The sequence below is a fragment of the Rheinheimera sp. 1928-s genome, assembly GCF_029269265.1.
GTDB lineage: Bacteria > Pseudomonadota > Gammaproteobacteria > Enterobacterales > Alteromonadaceae > Pararheinheimera.
Map to the genome: position 1 here is coordinate 478,080 of NZ_JARIXP010000002.1, position 21,653 is coordinate 499,732.

Here is a 21,653-nt window from a genome sequence, read left to right on the forward strand (position 1 = left end):
TGTGTGGTGACAGGGCCAATGATGCCCTTTTAGCCTGGATACTGGGAGTAAGGTTATGAAGTTAACGGTAGCACTTCGGATTATTGGTGGTTTTGGTGTTATTTCACTACTACTGCTGGTGATCGGTATTACCTCGTACATGAGCTTGAATAGTATCAATGCCTCAACCACGCAAGTAAATGAAATCTCTATCCCGGCACTTGAAAACAGTGCAGTGCTGCAAAGTGAATTTGTCAAAATGAGCAAAATCAGTTTGCAGGCTTTTTATGCCACTGAAGTAAAGCAAGTAAAAGATTTAGAAACTCAATTCGGTGCAGAACAGGTTTTATACGATACAGCAGCTAAAGCATTACAAACAGTAGTTTCAGAAGAAGAAACACTGGCGAACTCCTTTAAAGAAGTTTCAGCCGCTTACACTGACTTTACTCCTATCAGTAAAAAGCTTTTCGCTGAACTAAGTAAAAGCCTGAGTTTACGAGATCAAATTGCCTCTCAGTTATCTGATGTTGAATTGAACTCCGATGATTCAGCTTCTTTACTGCTGGATTTCAGTGACATCAGAGACGTGACCCGCCGCTTTCCTGAAGCAAGCAAAGCAGGCACGGAACTCGAGACTGGTTTAAACACCCTGGTCAGCGTAGTAGTGGATTTAACTCGTACCACCTCAGCAACCACAGCAGATACTATTTCTAATGAAGTCACGTCTCGCTTAGCTGGCGTTAACCAGCAGATGAACACCATTAGAACTGAAGCTGGTTCTGCTGTTGATATGGTCGCTGATTTAGAGGAAAAAATTACTGCGATCAATGAATTACTTGCCGGTGATGAAGGTATCCTGAGCTTAAAAGCACAAATGCTGGCAGCCTCAGCTGAAGCTCAAAAATTATTGACTCAGGCTGAAGGTCACAATAAAACAGCTTTAGATGGGTTAAATCGTCTGTTATCCAGAGCTCGTACTGTAGCAGGTGAAATTCAGGCAGAAGCCCAGTCTGATGTGTCTGGGGCTATAACTACTATCTTCCTGGTTGTATTGATTTCTATTGGTTTGGCCGTGGGTATTGCTATGGTAACAGTACGCAGCATCACAGTGCCGTTGTCTAAAGTAAACGAAATTTTAGGTGTAGTGGCTTCAGGTGACTTAACCAAACGCCTGGATGATAAAGCTCAAGACGAATTTGGTGATCTGGCGCGTAACTGCAACCAGGTTATTACCAACTTACGTCAGTTGATCCAGGGCATTATTTCGCGTTCTACGCAGCTTGCTGCAGCTTCAGAACAGACATCTGCCATTACAGTAGAAACAACTACTGCCATTCGTGAGCAGAAGTCACAGGTGACTCAAGCAGCAACAGCCACTACAGAGATGAGCAGCACCTCACAAGGCGTAATGCAAAGCTCAAATGATGCGTTGGCCGAAATCAAGAACGCGGATAGCGAAGCTGAACGAGTTAAGGTTATTTCTGAAAATAACAAGCAGACCATACTGCAGTTGTCTAAAGAAGTAGACCAAGCCTCCACTGTTATCAACAAATTGCATAAAGACAGTGCGTCAATCGGCAGCATTCTTGATGTTATTCGTGGCATCGCAGAACAAACCAACTTGCTGGCATTAAACGCTGCTATCGAAGCAGCACGTGCAGGTGAGCAAGGTCGTGGTTTTGCGGTAGTCGCAGATGAAGTTCGCTCGCTGGCCAGTAAAACTCAAGCTTCGACTCAGGAAATTCAGGCGATGATTCAGGTGCTGCAAACCGGTGCTCATGCTGCGGTAGAAGCCATGAACAAAGGTAAAAAGCAGGCTGAAAACTGTGTAACTCAAACTGAAGTTGCCGCTCAGGCGTTGGAATCTATCACGAACGCGGTTCACTTAGCTCATGATATGAGCGAACAGATCTCTCATGCTGCCAAAGAGCAGAATCAGGTCTCTAACGAAATCAGTCATTTGTTAGAATCTATTGTAACTATCGCGGAACAAACAGCTTCAGGCGCTGAACAAACCTCTCAGTCCAGCCATGAAGTGGCTCGTTTAGCCGAAGAATTACGTCAATCTGTAGACCAGTTCAAGGTCTGAGTTGGTTACAACCACATAAAAAAATCCGCCAGATGGCGGATTTTTTTATGCTTACAATGATGATGACTAACCGCCACCCGCACGCTCTTTTAATACTGCCAACAAAGGAGAGGCCGCAAAGCCGTTGCCTTCTGCCCAGGCAATATCACCTGACGCTGCAACTTGAGCAGCAGGTAACTGCTTAACAATAAACTCGCCCACATCCGCTGCATTACTTTTTATCGCAAACCGGACTAAGCTGTCACCGTTGCACGTCACACCATCATAGATGTTACGAAGACGCAGACGGTAATCACTTAATACTTTCCGTAATCTATTCTTATCGTCAGCCTTGACATAGTCACACATCGAAGCCGCTAACTGGTCGTCAGCATGCACCACTGGGGACACTAATACTGCACCTGCCACCACTACACCACAGAACACTGCTGGCAACAATTTCATACATTACTCCTGAAGCAGTCAAAAAACAGACAAATCCATAGTAACAACATGTGACAACAGGTGCAATGAAGACTTGTTCATTCTCTGTTCAGGGTGCGGAACTGATAAAAATAGGGGTTTTTAGGATCGGGAGCATGTTGCTCTAGGGCAGACTGATTCCAGCTTGCTTCAGCCAGATAATCCGGGAAAAAGGCATCGCCTTCTACCGTCAAATCTATATCCGTAATATATAGAGTGTCAGCTAAAGGCAGCACCTGACGGTAAATCTCTGCACCGCCTATGACCATGACTTCAGCTTCGTGTTGTACTAAAGCCAATGCCTGCTCAATGCTTTGCACCCAGTCAGCATCAGCGCTGAGTGCGTCACTCTGACGACTAATCACTATATTACGTCGTCCGGGCAGGGCCTTACCAATAGATTGATAAGTTTTGCGACCCATAATCACCGGCTTGCCTAAAGTCACTTTTTTAAAGTGCTTCAGATCAGCCGGTAAATGCCAGGGCATCTGGTTGTCTTTGCCAATTACTCTGTTATTGGCCATAGCCGCTATCATTGCAATCCGCATAGTCACCTCAGCGCTTGTAAATTACTTCAACGTCATAATCGTCTTCATCGAAATCATCATCTTCATCGTCCAGGTCGTCCGCTACAGCCAATACGTCCTGATGATAATCATCCCATTTGAAGTTTACGGCGTCTTCAATCTGCTCTCTTGGCTTTTCAACAGGCAGCAATTCAATATAATTCAGGATATCTGCAGCTAAACGTTCAGTGTTAGTGCGGCTGGCAGCAGCGATTCTATGCACCTCGCCTTCCCAGTTGATGGCTTTAGTGACACGCTCAATCACCTCTTCCAGTTCGTCTTCCAACACTAAATCCAGTTTATTGAAGACTAACCAACGTGGTTTGTTGGCTAACTTGTCGCTGTATTTATCTAATTCTTTTAAAATAGTCACAGCATTTTCAGCTGGATCAGAACCATCGGCAGGCAGCACATCAACAACGTGCAATAATAAGCGGCAACGTTCTAAGTGTTTTAAGAACTGAATACCTAAACCTGCACCTTCTGCAGCACCTTCAATCAGGCCTGGAATATCGGCAATAACAAAAGAGCGGTGACTTTCAACCCGCACTACACCCAGGTTAGGAACCAGTGTGGTAAAAGGATAATCAGCTACTTTTGGCTTGGCTGAAGACACTGCACGAATGAGTGTCGACTTACCGGCATTAGGCAAGCCTAACAAACCCACATCAGCCAATAACAGCAATTCTAAGCGGATATTACGCACTTCACCTGGCGTACCATTGGTTTTCTTACGCGGCGCTCTGTTGGTGCTGCTGGTAAAACGGGCGTTGCCCAAACCATGCCAGCCGCCTTTAGCAATCATCAGCTTCTGACCATTTTTGGTCAAATCGCCAATAACTTCTGCGGTATCTATATCCACGGCACGTGTACCAACAGGCACACGTAAAATCATGTCATCACCACGTTTACCGGTACAGTTGGTACTCATACCATTCTGACCACGTTCTGCCTGGTGATACTTTTCAAACTGATAGTCCACCAAAGTATTCAGGTTGGTGTCAGCCATTAAATAAACATCGCCACCATCACCACCGTCACCACCATTTGGGCCACCTTTGGCGACAAACTTTTCGCGACGGAAACTGACAATACCGTTGCCGCCATCGCCGGCTTCAACCCGAATTTCTGCTTCATCTACGAATTTCATCTGGACTATCCTGATCTTAAAAAACTATGGGCTCATTATACTATCAATTCTGCCCTGGCATGAATGCCTGGCTAGGGTCTGATGAATTGAAAGCAACAAAACTGATATTCAGTACGCTGAAATATCAGGCTTTGATCGATTCTTAATAAAAAAGCCCCGCACTAGGCGGGGCTTTTCGAATCAATGCGTCGTTATTCGCTAACGATGCTTACGAACTTGCGATTGTGCTCGCCTTTCGTTTCGAATTGCACTTTACCGTCAGTTAAGGCGAATAATGTGTGGTCTTTACCGATACCAACATTACTACCAGCGTGGAATTTAGTACCACGTTGACGAACGATGATGTTGCCAGCTAACACTGACTCACCACCAAAACGTTTCACACCTAAGCGTTTCGCTTCTGAATCGCGACCGTTACGAGTGCTACCTACACCTTTTTTACTTGCCATGAGTAGTTACTCCTTCGATTACGCGCTGATGCCGGTAATTTTCACTTCTGTAAACCACTGGCGGTGACCAGCTTGTTTACGGTAGTGCTTACGACGACGGAATTTGACGATTTTAACTTTATCGCCACGGCCATGGTTGACCACTTCCGCTGTTACTTTACTGCCTTCAACTAAAGGAGTACCGATCTTGATGTCTTCGCCATTAGCGATCATCAGAGCTGAAAATTCAATAGTTGCGCCGGTTTCTAAGTCTAGTTTTTCTAGACGAAGGGTTTGCCCTTCCGTTACACGGTGCTGTTTACCACCACTTTGGAAAACCGCGTACATAGTTAACTCCGTACAAATCACGCCGACTTTTAAGGGCGTGTTAATTATAATCACAGGGCGCGAATTGTACGCAATTTCCCCTACCCTCGCAAGCAGAATTATTAAAAAGATCAGTGAGCAACAAAAAGGATCGGGTTTTGCTTTAGCTGATCAGCTGCAATGGTGTAGAATCAGCCACATTCTATACCTAAGCAGTTGTTTTACCAGATGACGCTCGAAGAGATCCGCCAGCTCAGTCTTAACGACATGACGGCCGTGAACCAACATATATTCTCTCAGCTTAGTTCTGAGGTGGCGCTGATTAATCAGCTTGGCATCTATATAGTCAATAGTGGCGGCAAACGCTTGCGCCCATTGTTGGCTGTATTAGCTGCGCGTGCGCTGGGTTATGAAGGCCAACAACACATTACTCTCGCCACTATAGTGGAATTCATTCACACCGCCACTTTGCTGCACGATGACGTCGTGGATGAATCCATGCTACGTCGTGGGAAAGAGACGGCCAATGCTGTATTTGGTAATCAAGCCAGTGTGTTAGTCGGAGACTTCCTTTATACACGAGCGTTTCAGTTGATGGTGTCGCTGGATAAAATGCAGATTATGCAAATCCTGGCCGATGCCACCAATATCATAGCGGAAGGCGAAGTGTTGCAGTTGATGAACGTCAACGACCCGGAAACCTCCGAACAAAACTATATGCAGGTGATTTACTGCAAAACTGCCAAATTATTTGAAGCCGCTACCCAGCTTGCAGCTATTCTGGCAAATCAGCCTGAATCGGTAGTGAATGCCATGAAACTCTATGGTATGCACTTGGGCACAGCTTTCCAGCTCATTGACGATGTACTGGATTATCAGGCGGATGCGGATGAGCTAGGTAAAAACATCGGTGACGATTTAGCAGAAGGTAAACCTACCCTACCGTTAATTTATGCGCTGCGTCATACCAGTGGTGATGATCAGCAACTGCTGAAAGATGCGATTGAACATGCCAACGGTATGCAGCATCTGGACCGTATCATGGCGATTCTGGAGCAAACTAAGGCCTTTGCTTACACCAGAGAAATGGCTGAACAAGAAGCAGAAAAAGCCCGTCAGGCTATCGCTTTCTTACCAGAATCTGGTTACAAAGATGCTTTATTGACGTTAGCCGATATCGCAGTGCAACGGAATCACTAAAAACGAGTTCATTTTAAAAGAAAAAAGCCAGCTGATGCTGGCTTTTTTACAGGTCAAAGAACCTTAGTTTGCGTTAGCAACAAACTCTTCGCCTAACGTGATGTCAGCTTTTAACGTACCTAACATGTCGTTCATGGCTTTTTGCTCGTATGCACTTAACTCGCCGATAGGTAACAGTGCTTCAACACCGTTTTTACCTAATACGATAGGTTGTGCGAAGAAACGGGCATGTTCACCCTGACCTTCAACATAAGCGTATTCAGAGACTTTTTCGCCCTGTAAGCCTTTGACTAAAGACACACAGAAACGTGCAGCAGCCTGACCCATAGACAGAGTTGCAGATCCGCCACCGGCTTTAGCTTCAACTACTTCAGTACCAGCGTTCTGGATACGGTAAGTTAAAGAAGAGACTTCTTCATCTGTGAAGGTGACATCTTTGATTTGAGACAACAGAGGCAGAATAGTAGTACCGCTGTGGCCGCCAATGACAGGAACAATCAATTCAGCCGGGTTTTTGCCTTTTAATTCAGCAACAAAAGTCTCAGCACGGATCACGTCCAGTGTAGTGACACCAAATAAACGCTTAGGATCATAAATGCCTGCTTTTTTGAACACTTCAGCAGCAATAGCTACAGTAGTATTCACAGGGTTAGTGATCACACCCACTAAAGCTTTAGGGCAGTTCACAACAATGGCTTCAGCCAAAGTTTTCACTACACCAGCGTTAATGTTAAATAAATCAGAGCGGTCCATACCTGGTTTGCGTGGCATACCAGCTGGGATCATGACGATATCTGCACCAATCAGCGCTTTATCCAGGTCTTCTTTACCAAAACCTGTAATCTTCACCGCTGTAGGGATATGACTTAAATCTACAGCAACACCTGGTGTCACTGGCGCTAAATCGTACAAAGCTAAATCAGTACCGGCAGGTAAGTTTAACTTCAATAATAAAGACAGCGCCTGACCTATACCACCAGCAGCACCTAATACGGCAACTTTCATGCTATTCTCCCAATTTACGGTTCAAAAGAAACGCGCCAACAATACTGAAATGTGGCACAAAATACAAATCACTTACGCCTAAAGTCTAAGCATTTTATCCGATTTTGGTGTAATTTACTTGCTGAACCAGAGTATTAGTCCAAGTTCGGTCAAGACGGCCGAAAAAACAAAAAGTTTAAACAAAAATGATGACTAAACAATCGAAACAAGAAGCACTGATCCAGGCCTTTAAATCCTTGCTAAAAGAAGAGCGTTTTGGCTCACAAAGCGATATCGTGGACGCGCTGAAAGCGGAAGGCTTTGACAACATCAGCCAATCAAAAGTGTCCCGTATGTTAAGCAAATACGGCGCAGTACGCACCCGTAATGCAAAGCAGGAGATGGTGTATTGTTTGCCGCCTGAATTGGGTGTGCCCACCACCAAAAGCCCGTTACGCCAATTAGTGCTGGATATAGAACATAACGATGTGATGATTATTATCCGCACCAGCCCCGGCGCTGCTCAGCTAATAGCCCGTTTATTGGATTCTGTTGGTAAAGCCGAAGGCGTGTTGGGCACCATAGCTGGTGATGACACCATTTTTATCGCACCTACCAGTGTTAAAAATATCAACTTCACCTTGAATAAGGTGACTGAGCTATTTGAAAAGGTCTGAACCGGCTTGTTCTTCCAGAAAATTGATAGAGGGGGCAAAAAAAGCAGCCCCCGCTTCAATCTGACAATAGTCCAACAGCAAATCTGCATTGTCAGTGCCTAAGCCTAAGCGATTCACTAACCAGAGCGGTATATCTACAGCGTTCGCAGAAAAACCTACAGCAATCATACCTTGCGAGCGAATATCAGCCACCGGCATATTTTGCCATAAGATCTGTTTACGCCCGGACTCATTCTCTAATGCCGTTTTATCAGCATGAGAATTTGCCTGACGTTGGGCTGAAGGCAGCAACTGACCATCCAACTTGTTTCGTCCCATTACAGCTTCCTGTTGTGGCATCGTTAATTGTTGCCAGCGCTGTAAGTCATATTGATAGCGCAACATATACACATAGCTGCCAGCACTCATATGGCTTTTAGGTTCATTGCTTATCAGCGCACACAAACGCCGTTGTTTGCCTTTGGGATTATCTGGAGCGTCATGAAACCCGGTCAGACTGCGGCCATCCAGATAACGAAATGCATGCACTTGCTCGTACAAGTCCACATGCTGCTGCAGCAAATGGTAAATTTGCTGGGTAGCAATATGAATGACATCAAAACGGTCGGCACGAATTTGGATCAGCAAATCCGGTGCCACTACAGGTAAGCCTGCAAGATTGTCCACAAAATCCGGCCAAGGTTCTGGTTGTTGCTCTGGATATAAATGAAGCCAGTAGTTTTGTCCTATCGCCACAACCACATTCAGCATTGCCTCAGAAAATTGATCCGATAAGCGCTCAACCAACATAGGTACTTTAGCTAACTGCATTCGTACGTAATGCTCATGACCATCCAGGGCATTCAGCAGCACATAACAACAATGCAAGTTTGCTTCGGCACAAATGCCTGATTGTTCCCGGGCCATATCCATCTCACTAGAATCAAGGGAGCGCGATCATACCAATTTGGCAGGTATTGGTCAGTAGTTTTCACTCGTGGCCGGCACTGGCAGACAATTGCCCTGTATTTTTGTGAGATATATCTCACAAATCAGTAAGCCAATGTAGTTTTTATTGCAGGCAACACTCCAATAACAAATATCTAAATATATGATTAATAATGAAATACCTCTAAAAAAGTACAGATTACAATAATGTTTCACTACAAGTATTTAACAAACAAGGTCCTGTTCCAGTGATAAATGTACGATAATTACTTCGTCGCTGGATGTGACGGCTAAACAAGATGTTTAGCAGGACAAGCTACAAGAGGTGGCAGCAGGACGCTTGGATACCAAAGGATTATGCAGGGTAGCACAAGGATGAACGGGACAGGCTCCGGATTGAGCATACATCTTCAGGATGAAGATACAAGGAAAAGGACTCTGCCGGAGGCAGAAGGTACTCTCAGGATGAGAGTTAGATGGAGAAGGATGCTGCGGGGATGCAGTCGGATTGTTCAGGATGAACACAGGGATGATCCATCAGGGATAGTGGTTGGAAGGACGCCACCAAGTTTTAGGGGCCGCGAAGTTCGCGGCCCGTCTTATTTTCAGAGCAACCGCTTTTATTTATTTATTTGCAACCTTCCCCCTCACACATGCACCATCTCAAAGCATTTCTTGCGCCACTCTGAGGCAATTTAGAGTTTTCGCACTAACAATAATGTTGTTTTTTTCACCAAGGCTCTTTTCCTGTTTGAAAACAGCTGTTAGATTACAGGCGTTCTTTGCAAAATGATTTGGCGACTGCACTAAAACAGCGCACAGGTCCGTGGCTAAGACCACAAGAAAAAACCCCGGAAGCTTACGCCGCCGGGGTTGTCTGATAAAGACAAAGGACAAGGATAGACGAATTTGGTGGTACGAGTTTAGTTGCCAAGACCAACTGCTACTTGCGTAGCGGCTGGCTTGGCAACCAGCTCCTGAGAAGCCCCACCGGCTCTTCCCAGGCTGCCTACTTTACTGTCGATACAAATTCAGGATAGGCTTCTACACCGCACTCTGAACGATCAACACCTTCATATTCTTCCTGCTCTGTGACACGGATACCCACTGTCATCTTCAAAGCAAACCACACTATAGAGCTGGCAACAAAAACCCAGACGAAAATAGTAGCAGCACCAGCCAGTTGACCCATTAATGAGGCTGACGGCTTGGTCAGAGGAACAATCAATAATCCAAATAAACCTACAGTACCGTGCACAGAAATTGCACCTACAGGGTCATCAATTTTTAACTTGTCTAAGGCCAGAATAGAACCAACCACTAACACACCGGCAATAGCACCGAAGATAGAAGCTTCTAATGGTGTTGGTGTAGAAGGTTCAGCAGTGATAGCAACCAGACCAGCTAAGGCTCCGTTTAACGCCATGGTTAAATCAGCCTTTTTGAACAACAGCATAGACAAGCCAATTGCAGCAATAGTTCCGGCAGCGGCAGCTGCATTGGTATTTAAGAACACCACTGCTACCGCATTGGCGTTAGCAATATCACCTAACTTCAGCACAGAGCCACCGTTAAAGCCAAACCAGCCTAACCACAGAATTAATGTACCTAAAGCCGCCAGTGGCATGTTGGAGCCAGGGAATGCATGAGCTTTACCGTCTTTGCCATATTTACCTTTACGGGCGCCTAACAGGATCACGCCAGCTAAAGCAGCTGCGGCACCAGCCAAATGCACTATGCCTGAACCTGCGAAATCAGAGAAACCTAAGTCACCTAAGCTGTATAAACCAAACACAGACTGGCCACCCCAGGTCCACGAACCTTCCATTGGGTAAATCACACCTGTCATGACCACAGCAAAGGTCAGGAAAGCCCATAGCTTCATACGTTCAGCCACAGCACCTGATACGATAGACATAGCAGTTGCTACAAACACCACCTGGAAGAAAAAGTCTGAAGCTTTGGAATAAATCGCTTTGCCTTCAAAACCATTTTCACGTTCGGCGAAACTGGTTAAAGTCTGAGCAACATCCACTTCGCCAATACCTGTTAAGAAGTAGCCGCCGCCATACATCAGCTGATAACCACAGACCAGATACATCACACATGATACTGAGTACAACACCACGTTTTTAGTCAAAATTTCCGTGGTATTTTTTGCCCTGACTAAACCGGCTTCCAGCATGGAAAAGCCAGCCGCCATCCACATCACTAAAGCGCCACACACCAAAAAGTAGAAAGTGTCCATTGCAAACTGTAAATGATAAATTTGTTCCTGCATGATTTACCCCTTAGATGGCTTCTGAGTCCATTTCACCTGTGCGGATACGCACGACTTGTTCGAGATCGTAAACGAAGATTTTCCCGTCACCGATACGGCCTGTGTGTGCAGCTTTTTGGATCACTTCCAATAAACGCTCGACGTTTTCATCCAATACCGCGATCTCCAATTTTACTTTAGGTAAAAAGTCGACCTGATATTCCGCTCCCCGATAGAGTTCTGTATGACCTTTCTGACGACCGAAGCCTTTCACTTCTGTCACAGTAAGACCTTCAATACCGATGTCCGCTATGGCTTCACGGACATCGTCAAGCTTGAATGGCTTGATGATGGCACATACGAGTTTCATGGTTATTATCCTTATGGTGTCTTGTTGCATTTGCCAATAAGACAAGAAAACCTTGTGCCAAGATTTATAAATGTTATTTTTCAATGAGTTACAAAATAAAATTCAAAACGCTCAAAAAAAACGCACCAATAAGGTGCGTTTATTCACTGCCAGAGTGCAGCTGATGGATAAAAAAACCAAATCAGGCAGGTAAAAATTGCTGCCATTGCCGCACTAAATGCAGCAAATCTTCCAGGCCACATTCAGCATAAAGCTGACTCTGATCCAACTCCAGATCCTGCTCAGGATCCAACTCCATGTGAGGACTTTCGTCCTGCAACAATGCGTAATGACAAATCACCACTTCAGAAGCCTGTACCGTCAGACGATATTCTTTGCCATCCCATTGATACTGACTCTGAGCATCTAGCTGTTGTAGCTGCGTTAACAGAAGCTGGTACGCACTTGCCTTAGGCTCAAACTCATCCAGCAAAAAACACTGTAATGCCAGCTGCTCAGAACTTAACTTCAGGCTGTAGCGCTTCGCATCAGTGTTGTAAATAAAATCGAATTCCATCACTCACCTGCCCCAAGAATAATGGCGAATAAAAAGGCCCGCTTAGCGGGCCTCTGGCATCAGGTTAAAACGAATTACACAGCTTGCTGAATAATCACGTTAGCCGCTTTGCTGGTGTACTGGCTCATCTGATGGAAATTCAGGTAGCGGTAGGTATCCGCAGCCGTCGTTTCGATCTGTTTAGCGTACTCCAGGTACTCTGGCACTGTTGGCAAACGGCCGATAATAGCAGACACAGCTGCTAATTCAGCAGAAGCCAGATAGACGTTAGCGCCCTGACCTAAACGGTTCGGGAAGTTACGGGTAGAAGTAGATACCACTGTGGTATTGTCGCCTACACGAGCCTGGTTACCCATACATAATGAGCACCCTGGGATCTCAATACGGGCACCCACGCGGCCGTAAATACCGTAATAACCTTCTTCGGTCAGCTGATCTTTATCCATCTTGGTTGGTGGAGCTATCCACAGACGGGTTGGGATCTGGCCTTTGAACTTGTCTAACAGTTTACCGGCAGCACGGAAGTGGCCGATGTTGGTCATACAAGAACCGATAAAGACTTCATCAATTTTGTCGCCTTCAACTTGCGACAACAAACGTGCATCATCCGGGTCATTTGGTGCACACAGAATTGGCTCTTTAATATCAGCCAGGTCGATTTCGATGATGGCCGCATATTCAGCATCAGCGTCAGCACGTTCCAGTTTTGGATCAGCTAACCAGGCTTGCATCGCTTGAACACGACGTTCAATAGTACGCACATCGCCGTAACCTTCGCTCAGCATCCACTTTAACATCACGATGTTGGATTCTAAGTACTCAGCCACTGAAGCTTCAGACAAAGTGATAGTACAACCAGCAGCTGAACGTTCAGCTGAAGCGTCAGATAATTCAAAGGCTTGTTCAGCCGTTAAATGTTCCAGACCTTCAATCTCTAACACACGGCCAGAGAAAATATTGACCTTGCCTTTCTTCTCAACCGTCAGCAAGCCCTGCTTGATGCCGTAGTAAGGAATTGCATGTACTAAATCACGTAAAGTGATACCAGGCTGCATTTCACCTTTAAAACGCACCAGCACAGACTCAGGCATATCCAGTGGCATCACACCGGTAGCAGCCGCAAAAGCCACTAAACCAGAACCTGCCGGAAAAGAGATACCAATAGGGAAACGGGTGTGAGAGTCACCACCAGTACCTACAGTGTCTGGTAATAACATACGGTTTAACCAGCTGTGGATCACACCATCACCAGGACGTAAAGAGATACCACCACGGTTCATAATGAAATCTGGCAGCGTGTGGTGCGTGTTCACGTCAACCGGCTTTGGATAAGCCGCGGTGTGACAGAACGACTGCATCACTAAGTCAGCAGAGAAACCTAAACAGGCTAAGTCTTTTAACTCATCACGGGTCATAGGACCTGTAGTGTCCTGCGAACCTACTGTGGTCATTTTTGGTTCACAGTATTGGCCAGGCCTAATACCTTTCACGCCACAGGCTTTACCGACCAGCTTCTGGGCTAAAGTGAAACCTTTGTTGGTCACTTCAGTTACAGCAGGACGTTCGAACACTGTAGAGTGAGGTAAGCCTAAAGCTTCACGGGCTTTGTCTGTTAAACCACGACCGATGATCAAAGGAATACGGCCACCAGCGCGCACTTCATCGAGCAGTACGTTAGAACGCAGTTCAAAGGTAGAAATCACTTCATCAGTGCCATGGCGTTTAACCACACCCTGATGTGGGAAAATGTCGATCACATCACCCATATTCATGGTCGACACATCTAACTCGATAGGTAATGAACCAGAATCTTCCATAGTATTGAAGAAAATAGGTGCAATTTTGCTGCCTAAGCACACACCACCAGTACGCTTGTTTGGTACGAATGGAATGTCATCACCCATAAACCACAGCACAGAGTTCGTCGCTGATTTACGGCTTGAACCAGTACCGACCACATCACCGACATAAGCCAGTGGGAAACCTTTGGCGATCAGCGCTTCGATTTGCTTGACCGGGCCTTTTGAACCAGGTGCATCAGGCTCGATACCATCACGCACGTTTTTCAGCATAGCTAAAGCGTGCAGAGGGATGTCAGGGCGTGACCAGGCATCAGGAGCTGGCGATAAATCGTCAGTGTTGGTTTCGCCTGTAACTTTAAATACAGTCACAGTGATTTTTTCAGGGATAGCAGGCTTGCTGGTATACCATTCGGCATCCGCCCAGCTTTGTAATACAGCTTTGGCGTGCACATTACCTGCGTCTGCTTTTTCTTTCACGTCATGGAAAGAATCAAACATCAGTAAAGTATGAGATAAACCTTTCGCTGCTAAAGCAGCTAATTGTGGGTTATCCAGCAAGTCGATCATTGGCTGGATATTGTAGCCACCAAACATGGTGCCTAATAATTCAGTTGCACGCTCTGCATTGACTAAAGGGCTTGATACTTCGCCTTTGGCGACAGCAGTTAAGAAGCCAGCTTTGACATAAGCTGCTTCGTCCACGCCTGGCGGAATACGGTTTTCTAACAAATCAACTAAGAATTCGCCTTCACCCGCTGGTGGATTTTTCAGTAAGTCAGTTAACGACGCCACTTGTTGAGCATTCAGTGGCAACGGAGGAATGCCTTGAGCCGCACGTTCGGCCACATGTTCACGGTATTGTTGAAGCACAGTAATGTCCTCTGGTTAGGTCGCCACAGAGTACTGTATCAGTACCGCAGCGATAGACAGGAATCTCGAACAGGCTGGATTATAAGAAAAAACCGCCTGAATTGACACCTGAGTATAAGCAAGCAAGCTTATAGTCGCTATAACTTTCGTGAATACCCCATCCAGTTGAGAATCATTCTCAAAAATGATGCTACTTCGAACAAAAACTGTCGGGATCAAGGTTTTAAAATTATTTGAACAACCTCAAAATGATTTATTGACATAGCATTAATGCTAATGCAATTTATACAGCTTTAGAGTTCATTAAACTCCATGACAGCTTGATACCCGCCTGAAGACGTAAGCAGGTGCCAGGTGAAGCTGATCACTAAATTAAGGATCAGGTGGCTAAACGGAAACCGGCCACTGTGGTATTTCTAACCCGACTGCTCAGCTTCAGCCGACAGAACAAGGAAGGGCCCATAGAAGATGCCATAAGACAAGGATGAAACCCAGGCCATATGGACCCGGGCTACCAAATAATCAGCAGTAAAAACTGGCTGAGACAGCGCGCCATTGCGCTGCCTTGTTGTGCCTAAGGTGGCAGGTCGATGTGGCTTTTAATCCCAACAAAAGCAACAAGGAAATACAATGAAATTCACTCAATCTCTGCGCCAGTTTCTGGCATCCCTGAGTCTGTTAAGCGCAGCCCTCTGTAGTGGCACTGTGCTGGCTTATACCGATTACAGTCTGAACAATGGCGGCGTACGGGTGCACCTGCCTGCAAGCAGCAGCACCAGCTGTGACGTAGTAGTTCTGGCTGTAGGTACTGCTATGTCCACTTCCAGTTACGATAGCCTGTCTAGCGCCATAACCAGCTACGGCTATGCCACAGTGATTATCGATCACAATGTCGGAGGCCTGACGAAAACTGACGCAACGGCTTATGCAGCGCTGGTCGCAGAAATCAAAGCCAATATGCCGACCTGGGCTGCAGGCAAGTGCAGTGGTATCAACCATTATGTGCTGGGAGGCCACTCAGCCGGCGGTCAGGCAGCGCACTATGCGGTAGCTGCGGATAACACTCTGGCCGATGCCTTGTTCAGTATCGACCCCTACAATATTAGCAGTGCAGCCAACATCAACTTGCCTTACATGGTATGGGGTTTTAATGTCACCACCTGCTTTGTGACCAAAGAAGATGCAGCGCAGGCTGCCTATCAAAAAAGCACCGGGAAACGAGCCTTTTATCGAGTTGAGGCTACTTATTCCTGGGGTCCATGTGGCTATTCGCCGAAGTACTTTCACTGCAGTTTCTGTGATGGTCACTGCCCTGCCTGCACCAACTGCCAGTTAACCCCTGCCAGCTTTTTTGTTGATGTGGCAGCCAGTGTAAATGCCTTTATCCAGTCTTCGTTTTATACTACCTGGTCAAAGGCAGCACTCAACATCAGCACTACTACACCAGTCTCTCTGTTTGTTGATACGGATAGCCTCTAAAAAAGGTGGAATCATTTAATCAATCACCCTTAAAACAATAAAGGGGCCGTTTAGCGGCCCCTTTTTATTATTAGTGCAGATTTAGTCTGAGAGTTACCAAATTTTCACACGATTTTCCGGCGCTACATACAGCTTGTCACCTTCTTTCACATCAAAAGCTGTGTAGAACACAGGCAAGTTCGACACTATGCCATTGACTCGGTAATGTGGAGGCGAATGAGGACCTGTTGCCAGCTGTTGTTTCATCATTTCTTCACGGTATTGCGAACGCCATACCTGAGCCCAGCTTAATAGCACACGCTGATCACCGGTGAACCCATCCATCACTGGTGCTTCTTTGCCTTGCAGCGATAAATGATAGGCCTTCAGGGCGACAGTTAAACCGCCTAAGTCACCGATATTTTCACCTAAGGTCAAATCACCGTTTACAAAGTGACCTGTCACAGGTTCAAATTTGCTGTACTGAGCGCTTAAGGCTTTACCCAAAGCCTGGAACTTGGTTTCGTCCTGCTCTGTCCACCAGTTGCGTAAGTTACCGTCACCGTCGTACTTAGCACCCTGATCATCAAAACCGTGGCCAATTTCGTGACCAATCACTGCCCCTATGCCGCCATAGTTGACTGCATCTTCTGCTGCCATATTAAAAAACGGCGGTTGCAAAATAGCAGCCGGGAACACAATTTCATTGTTCACCGGGTTGTAATAGGCATTGACGGTTTGAGGTGTCATGTACCATTCGTCTTTGTCGATTGGCTTGCCTAATTTGGCCAGCATCTGATCGTAACCCCAGTGGGTGGAACGAACAAAGTTACCCACTAAGTCATCGGCTTTGATGTCCAGATTGGAGTAATCTTTCCATTTGTTCGGGTAACCAATTTTTGGCACAAAAGTACTCAGTTTGACTAAAGCAGCCTTTTTGGTGTCTTCCGACATCCAATCCAGCTCTTTAATAGACTGCTCATAAGCGCTGATCAAATTGGCGACCAGCATCTCCATACGTTGTTTGGCTTCAGGTTTAAAGTGACGTTCAACGTAAAGCTTGCCAGTTAATTCACCCAGCACAGCGTCACTGGCATCCACAGCTTTTTTCCAGCGTGGTTTTTGCTCTTTAATGCCACGTAAAGTTGCTGAATAAAACTGGAACTGACGGTCTTCAAACGCTTTATTCAGCTTGTCAGCAAAGGCATTGATGGTATGGAAGGTCAGGTAGTCCTGCCAGCTTTGCACATCTGTGGTCGCAACAAGTTTACCTAAAGCTTCAAAGTAGCTTGGCTGACCGATAATGACTTCGTTCACATTGCTCAGTTTTGAAGCTGCAGCAAAATCACTCCAGCTAAAGTCCCCCAGGGTTTTGCTTAAATCAGCATTAGATACCTTGTTGTAGGTTTTGTCTGCGTCACGGTTTTCAACCCGGGTCCACTGATTTTTAGCCAGCTCAGTTTCCAGTGCATAAACACGTTGTGCTGCAGCTGCAGGGTCGGCATGCTTAGCTAAAGTAAATAAATCCAGCAGGTAGGTCTGGTAATCTGCCTGAATTTTTTTCGAGGCTTCGTCTTCTTTGGTGTAATAGTCGCGGTCTGGTAAACCTAAACCGCTCTGGTCAAAATACACAGCATATTCAGTGGATTTTTTCGCGTCGTTATTGACATACCAGCTCAGCGGAATAGTTACACCATCACGTTGTAAAGACGCAAACGTACTGGCCAGTTGGGTTTTCTCTTTTAAGCTCTGGATCAGTTCTAACTGTGGCTGCAGAGCTGTTAAGCCTAATTCTTCCAGCTTGGCTTCGTTCATATAGCTGTTGTAGAAGCTACCTAACTTATGGCCATCTGAACCTGGGGCCAGATCAGTGCGGCTGGCGACTTCATCAATAATAGCTTTCACAGCTAACTGAGAGTTATCCGCCAGTATATGGAAAGAACCATAGGAAGATTTATCTGCCGGAATTTCAGTTTTCTTCAGCCAACCGCCATTCACAGCTAAAAAGAAGTCATCCTGAAAACGTACTGTCGAATCAAAGTTTTCTTTATCCACACCAGAAACTAAAGCGGCTACCTCTGCTGTTGTTTGTTGTTCTGCTGCTGGTTTTGCGGTTTCAGTTGTGGTGGTTTCAGGGGCTTTGCCACAGGCTGCCAGACCAAGTGCTATGGCAACACTCAGCGCAGTTAAGGTAATTTTTTTCATTCGAATGGGTTCCTGCCAAAGTGGGTTAAATAACCTCACTATACTACTCCGGCAGGCCATTTTTTGTTAATGGAAGTTGTAACAAAATATAAAAAAACCGGCAATGCGAAGCAGTTGCCGGTTTTTGTGCTTAATCTCTTATAACAGAGTGAAGCTTATTTTTTCTTGGCTTTTGGATTTGGCAGGTCAGTGATAGAACCTTCGTACATCTCAGCTGCTAAACCAATAGATTCATTTAAAGTTGGGTGAGCATGGATAGTCAGAGCGATGTCTTCAGCATCTGCACCCATTTCTACTGCTAAGCAGATTTCACCTAACATTTCGCCAGCGTTAATACCGACAATAGCGCCACCTAAAATACGGTGCGTTTCTTTGTCGAAAATTAACTTAGTGAAACCTTCAGTACGGGCTGAAGCGATAGCACGGCCAGAAGCTGCCCAAGGGAAAGTAGCTGTTTCAACAGCAACGCCTTTTTCTTTGGCTTCTTTTTCAGTGATACCTACCCATGCCATTTCCGGATCTGTGTAAGCCACAGAAGGAATGCAACGTGGGTCGAAGAAGTGCTTCAGGCCAGAAATAACTTCAGCAGCCACATGACCTTCATGTACAGCTTTGTGCGCTAACATTGGCTGACCAATCACATCACCAATCGCATAGATATGAGGCACGTTAGTACGCAGTTGTTTATCTACATTGATAAAACCACGTTCATCTACAGTTACACCAGCTTTTGCTGCATCTAACAGAGAACCGTTTGGACGACGGCCCACTGCCACTAAAATTTTGTCATAACGTACTGGCGTTGCCGGTGCGTTTTTACCTTCAAAAGTGACATACAAACCGTCAGCTTTGGCTTCAACAGCAGTCACTTTAGTCGACAGCATAATGTTGAAGTTGTCTTTGTTGTACTTGGTGTACACCTTCACCAGATCCGTATCAGCAGCAGGAACCAGCTGGTCAGCAAATTCAACTACAGAGACTTTAGAGCCTAAAGCACGGTACACAGTACCCATCTCTAAACCAATGATACCGCCACCTAAAACCAGCATTTCGCCCGGAATGTCTTTTAATTCCAGAGCGCCGGTAGAGTCGATCACACGGGCATCATCTTTTGGAATAAATGGCAGAGCAACTGGCTCAGAACCAGCAGCGATAATGGCACTTTCAAAAGTAATAGTGGTATCACCCACAACCAGCGTATTTGGGCCAGTGAATTTACCGTAACCAGTCACTACTTTAACTTTACGCATTTTAGACATACCGGCTAAGCCGTTGGTCAGCTGGGCTACTACTTTGTCTTTCCAAGCGCGGATTTTGTCTAAATCGATTTGTGGCGCACCAAAAGTTACACCGTGAGATGCCATTTCTTTAGCATCGTCGATCACTTTAGCGACATGTAATAAAGCTTTAGATGGGATACAGCCAACATTTAAACAAACACCACCAAGTGTGCTGCGTGCTTCAACTAAAGTCACTTCCAGACCTAAGTCAGCTGCGCGAAATGCTGCAGAATATCCACCAGGGCCGGCGCCTAACACCACAACTTGAGTTTTGATTTCGTTGCTCATCGTTTTACCTTTTTATCTTTTGCTAAGATAGCCACCTGTAAAATCAGACGGCCAGGAAATAAAGTGACGGAATTTTATCACCCTACCTGAAAGATGTCCCGTATCTTTTCAGAACATGGGACAACTTTCAGTCGTGTTTCGTCTTACATAATGATCTGACGAATATCCGCCAGATAAGATGCCAGAGTAGCGGTGAAACGCGCCGCCAAAGCACCATCAATCACACGGTGGTCGTAAGAGACAGATAATGGCACCATCAGGCGTGGTTCAAATTCTTTACCATTCCACTTAGGTTTGATATCCGATTTTGACACCCCCAGAATAGCCACTTCAGGCGCATTGACTATAGGCGTAAAAGCCGTACCACCAATACCACCTAAGCTGGAGATGGTAAAACATCCACCCTGCATATCCGCAGCTGTCAGTTTACCTTCACGGGCTTTTAACGAAATCTCCTGCAGCTCGCGGGACAATTCGATAATACCTTTTTTGTTTACATCACGTACTACGGGCACTACTAAGCCGTTTGGCGTGTCGACCGCTATACCTAAGTGCACATATTTTTTCAGAATCAGGCTGCCGCCATCTTCCGATAACGAGCTGTTAAAGGTTGGGAACTCTTCCATCGCTTTAGCAACGGCTTTCATAATGAAGACTAACGGGGTGTATTTAACGCCCATTTTCTTTTTATCAGCCAGAGCGTTTTGCTCTTTGCGGAACTCTTCCAAAGTCGTGATATCAGCTTCATCAAACTGAGTCACATGCGGAATACGTACCCAGTTGCGGTGCAGGTTCGCACCAGATAACTTCTGAATACGTGACAATGGTTTTTCTTCCACAGCGCCAAATTTGCTGAAATCCACTTTTGGCCAAGGGATTAAATCAAAACCCACACTGTTGCTACTGCTTGTGACGTTGCCTTTGCCGGACGCCACTTGCGCAATAATGTTTTTCACATAATTTTGCACGTCTTCGCGCTGCACACGGCCTTTACGGGCTGTGCCTGTGACCTTGCTTAAATCGACGCCAAACTCACGGGCTAAACGGCGGACCACAGGAGATGCATGAGCATAGGCCTGATTCTCAGTAAACTCGCTTGCAGGAGCAGATGGTGCTGCAGCCGGAGTTGATACAACAGGCGCTGGAGCAGCGACTGGAGCAGGCGCAGCAACAGCAGCCGGAGCGGCTACCGCAGGAGTTGTAGCTGCCGGAGCACTGCCAGCCACTTCAAATACAAAGACTGGAGAGCCTGTTTGTACTTTGTCGCCTACTTTCACTTTGATTTCTTTGACAGTACCTGCAAATGGCGCCGGCACTTCCATTGAGGCTTTATCGCCTTCAACGGACAACAGAGACTGGTCAGCGGCAACAGAGTCACCGACTTTCACCATCACTTCAGTCACTTCAACGGCGTCGCCACCAATATCAGGTACCTGAACTTCTTTTAACTCTGCAGCCGCTGGCGCTGCCGGAGCTGCGGCAGCAGGGGCTGGTTCAGCCGCAGGAGCTGGAGCTACTGGCTCTGCAACAGCGCCACCTTCAGCTTCAAAAACCATAATCAGTGAGCCGGTTTTTACTTTATCGCCGGCTTTGACTTTAATTTCTTTGACAGTACCGGCTTGTGCAGCTGGTACTTCCATTGAAGCCTTGTCGCCTTCTACCGATAACAAAGACTGGTCCAGCGTGACTTTGTCGCCTACTTTTACCAGTACTTCGGTGACTTCAACTTCATCCGCACCTATGTCCGGCACATGAATTTCAATCGTCATGACAAA

18 protein-coding genes are annotated in these 21,653 nt (G+C 46.0%); 4 read left to right on the plus strand and 14 right to left on the minus strand.

Annotated features, from left to right (window positions below; all coding sequences use genetic code 11):
* Positions 1-55: 55 nt before the first annotated feature.
* Entirely contained in the window at positions 56-2,068 is a 2,013-nt protein-coding gene (locus P3C17_RS07025; protein WP_233078772.1) for a methyl-accepting chemotaxis protein, read from the plus strand.
* A 66-nt stretch (positions 2,069-2,134) separates the two neighbouring features.
* Here P3C17_RS07025 and P3C17_RS07030 read toward each other — a convergent pair whose 3' ends face one another.
* From P3C17_RS07030 to rplU, 5 genes are all read right to left on the minus strand, one after another.
* A complete protein-coding gene (locus P3C17_RS07030; protein WP_300928746.1) occupies positions 2,135-2,512 on the minus strand; it encodes a DUF3718 domain-containing protein in 378 nt (125 codons plus the stop codon).
* 77 nt (positions 2,513-2,589) lie between these two features.
* The gene (folA, locus tag P3C17_RS07035) at positions 2,590-3,078 is read right to left on the minus strand and encodes a type 3 dihydrofolate reductase (RefSeq protein WP_300928747.1); all 489 of its coding nucleotides are present in this window, start codon (positions 3,076-3,078) and stop codon (positions 2,590-2,592) included.
* 7 nt (positions 3,079-3,085) lie between these two features.
* A complete protein-coding gene (gene cgtA / locus P3C17_RS07040; RefSeq protein WP_233078769.1) occupies positions 3,086-4,246 on the minus strand; it encodes an Obg family GTPase CgtA in 1,161 nt (386 codons plus the stop codon).
* A 191-nt stretch (positions 4,247-4,437) separates the two neighbouring features.
* Positions 4,438-4,695 (minus strand): 50S ribosomal protein L27, encoded by a 258-nt coding sequence (gene rpmA, locus P3C17_RS07045; RefSeq protein ID WP_008899665.1) that lies wholly within the window; start codon positions 4,693-4,695, stop codon positions 4,438-4,440.
* 18 nt (positions 4,696-4,713) lie between these two features.
* Entirely contained in the window at positions 4,714-5,022 is a 309-nt protein-coding gene (rplU, locus tag P3C17_RS07050; protein ID WP_008899666.1) for a 50S ribosomal protein L21, read from the minus strand.
* A 207-nt stretch (positions 5,023-5,229) separates the two neighbouring features.
* On the opposite strand from rplU, the gene ispB reads away from it, so the two are divergent.
* Positions 5,230-6,201 carry an octaprenyl diphosphate synthase gene (gene ispB, locus P3C17_RS07055; protein ID WP_300928748.1) on the plus strand — a complete coding sequence of 324 codons (972 nt, stop codon included), beginning with the start codon at positions 5,230-5,232 and terminating at the stop codon, positions 6,199-6,201.
* A 63-nt stretch (positions 6,202-6,264) separates the two neighbouring features.
* On the opposite strand, the gene mdh is transcribed toward ispB, so the two are convergent.
* Positions 6,265-7,206 carry a malate dehydrogenase gene (gene mdh, locus P3C17_RS07060; RefSeq protein ID WP_300928749.1) on the minus strand — a complete coding sequence of 314 codons (942 nt, stop codon included), beginning with the start codon at positions 7,204-7,206 and terminating at the stop codon, positions 6,265-6,267.
* Positions 7,207-7,391: 185 nt separating this feature from the next.
* Here mdh and argR point away from each other — a divergent pair, with 185 nt between their 5' ends.
* Entirely contained in the window at positions 7,392-7,862 is a 471-nt protein-coding gene (gene argR, locus P3C17_RS07065; RefSeq protein WP_008899669.1) for a transcriptional regulator ArgR, read from the plus strand.
* On the opposite strand, the gene P3C17_RS07070 is transcribed toward argR, so the two are convergent.
* From P3C17_RS07070 to acnB, 5 genes are all read right to left on the minus strand, one after another.
* Positions 7,845-8,768: a Dyp-type peroxidase gene (locus P3C17_RS07070; protein ID WP_300928750.1), complete on the minus strand. Its 924-nt coding sequence runs from the start codon at positions 8,766-8,768 to the stop codon at positions 7,845-7,847. The two genes, argR and P3C17_RS07070, sit on opposite strands and share 18 nt — an antisense overlap.
* 1,030 nt (positions 8,769-9,798) lie before the next feature.
* Positions 9,799-11,070 carry an ammonium transporter gene (locus P3C17_RS07075; protein WP_300928751.1) on the minus strand — a complete coding sequence of 424 codons (1,272 nt, stop codon included), beginning with the start codon at positions 11,068-11,070 and terminating at the stop codon, positions 9,799-9,801.
* Positions 11,071-11,080: 10 nt separating this feature from the next.
* Entirely contained in the window at positions 11,081-11,419 is a 339-nt protein-coding gene (glnK, locus tag P3C17_RS07080; protein ID WP_008899672.1) for a P-II family nitrogen regulator, read from the minus strand.
* Positions 11,420-11,600: 181 nt separating this feature from the next.
* Positions 11,601-11,975: a YacL family protein gene (locus P3C17_RS07085; RefSeq protein ID WP_300928752.1), complete on the minus strand. Its 375-nt coding sequence runs from the start codon at positions 11,973-11,975 to the stop codon at positions 11,601-11,603.
* 74 nt (positions 11,976-12,049) lie between these two features.
* A complete protein-coding gene (gene acnB, locus P3C17_RS07090) occupies positions 12,050-14,647 on the minus strand; it encodes a bifunctional aconitate hydratase 2/2-methylisocitrate dehydratase (protein WP_300928753.1) in 2,598 nt (865 codons plus the stop codon).
* Positions 14,648-15,277: 630 nt separating this feature from the next.
* Here acnB and P3C17_RS07095 point away from each other — a divergent pair.
* Positions 15,278-16,126: a hypothetical protein gene (locus tag P3C17_RS07095; RefSeq protein WP_300928754.1), complete on the plus strand. Its 849-nt coding sequence runs from the start codon at positions 15,278-15,280 to the stop codon at positions 16,124-16,126.
* Positions 16,127-16,219: 93 nt separating this feature from the next.
* On the opposite strand, the gene P3C17_RS07100 is transcribed toward P3C17_RS07095, so the two are convergent.
* The 3 genes from P3C17_RS07100 to aceF form a co-directional block, all read right to left on the minus strand.
* Complete coding sequence (locus P3C17_RS07100; protein ID WP_300928755.1) at positions 16,220-18,310, minus strand: M13-type metalloendopeptidase; 2,091 nt, start codon at positions 18,308-18,310, stop codon at positions 16,220-16,222.
* A gap of 155 nt (positions 18,311-18,465) precedes the next feature.
* Positions 18,466-19,878 carry a dihydrolipoyl dehydrogenase gene (gene lpdA / locus P3C17_RS07105; protein WP_300928756.1) on the minus strand — a complete coding sequence of 471 codons (1,413 nt, stop codon included), beginning with the start codon at positions 19,876-19,878 and terminating at the stop codon, positions 18,466-18,468.
* A gap of 143 nt (positions 19,879-20,021) precedes the next feature.
* Positions 20,022-21,647, minus strand: coding sequence for a pyruvate dehydrogenase complex dihydrolipoyllysine-residue acetyltransferase (aceF, locus tag P3C17_RS07110; RefSeq protein ID WP_300928757.1), 1,626 nt, complete (start codon positions 21,645-21,647; stop codon positions 20,022-20,024).
* Positions 21,648-21,653 lie beyond the last annotated feature (6 nt).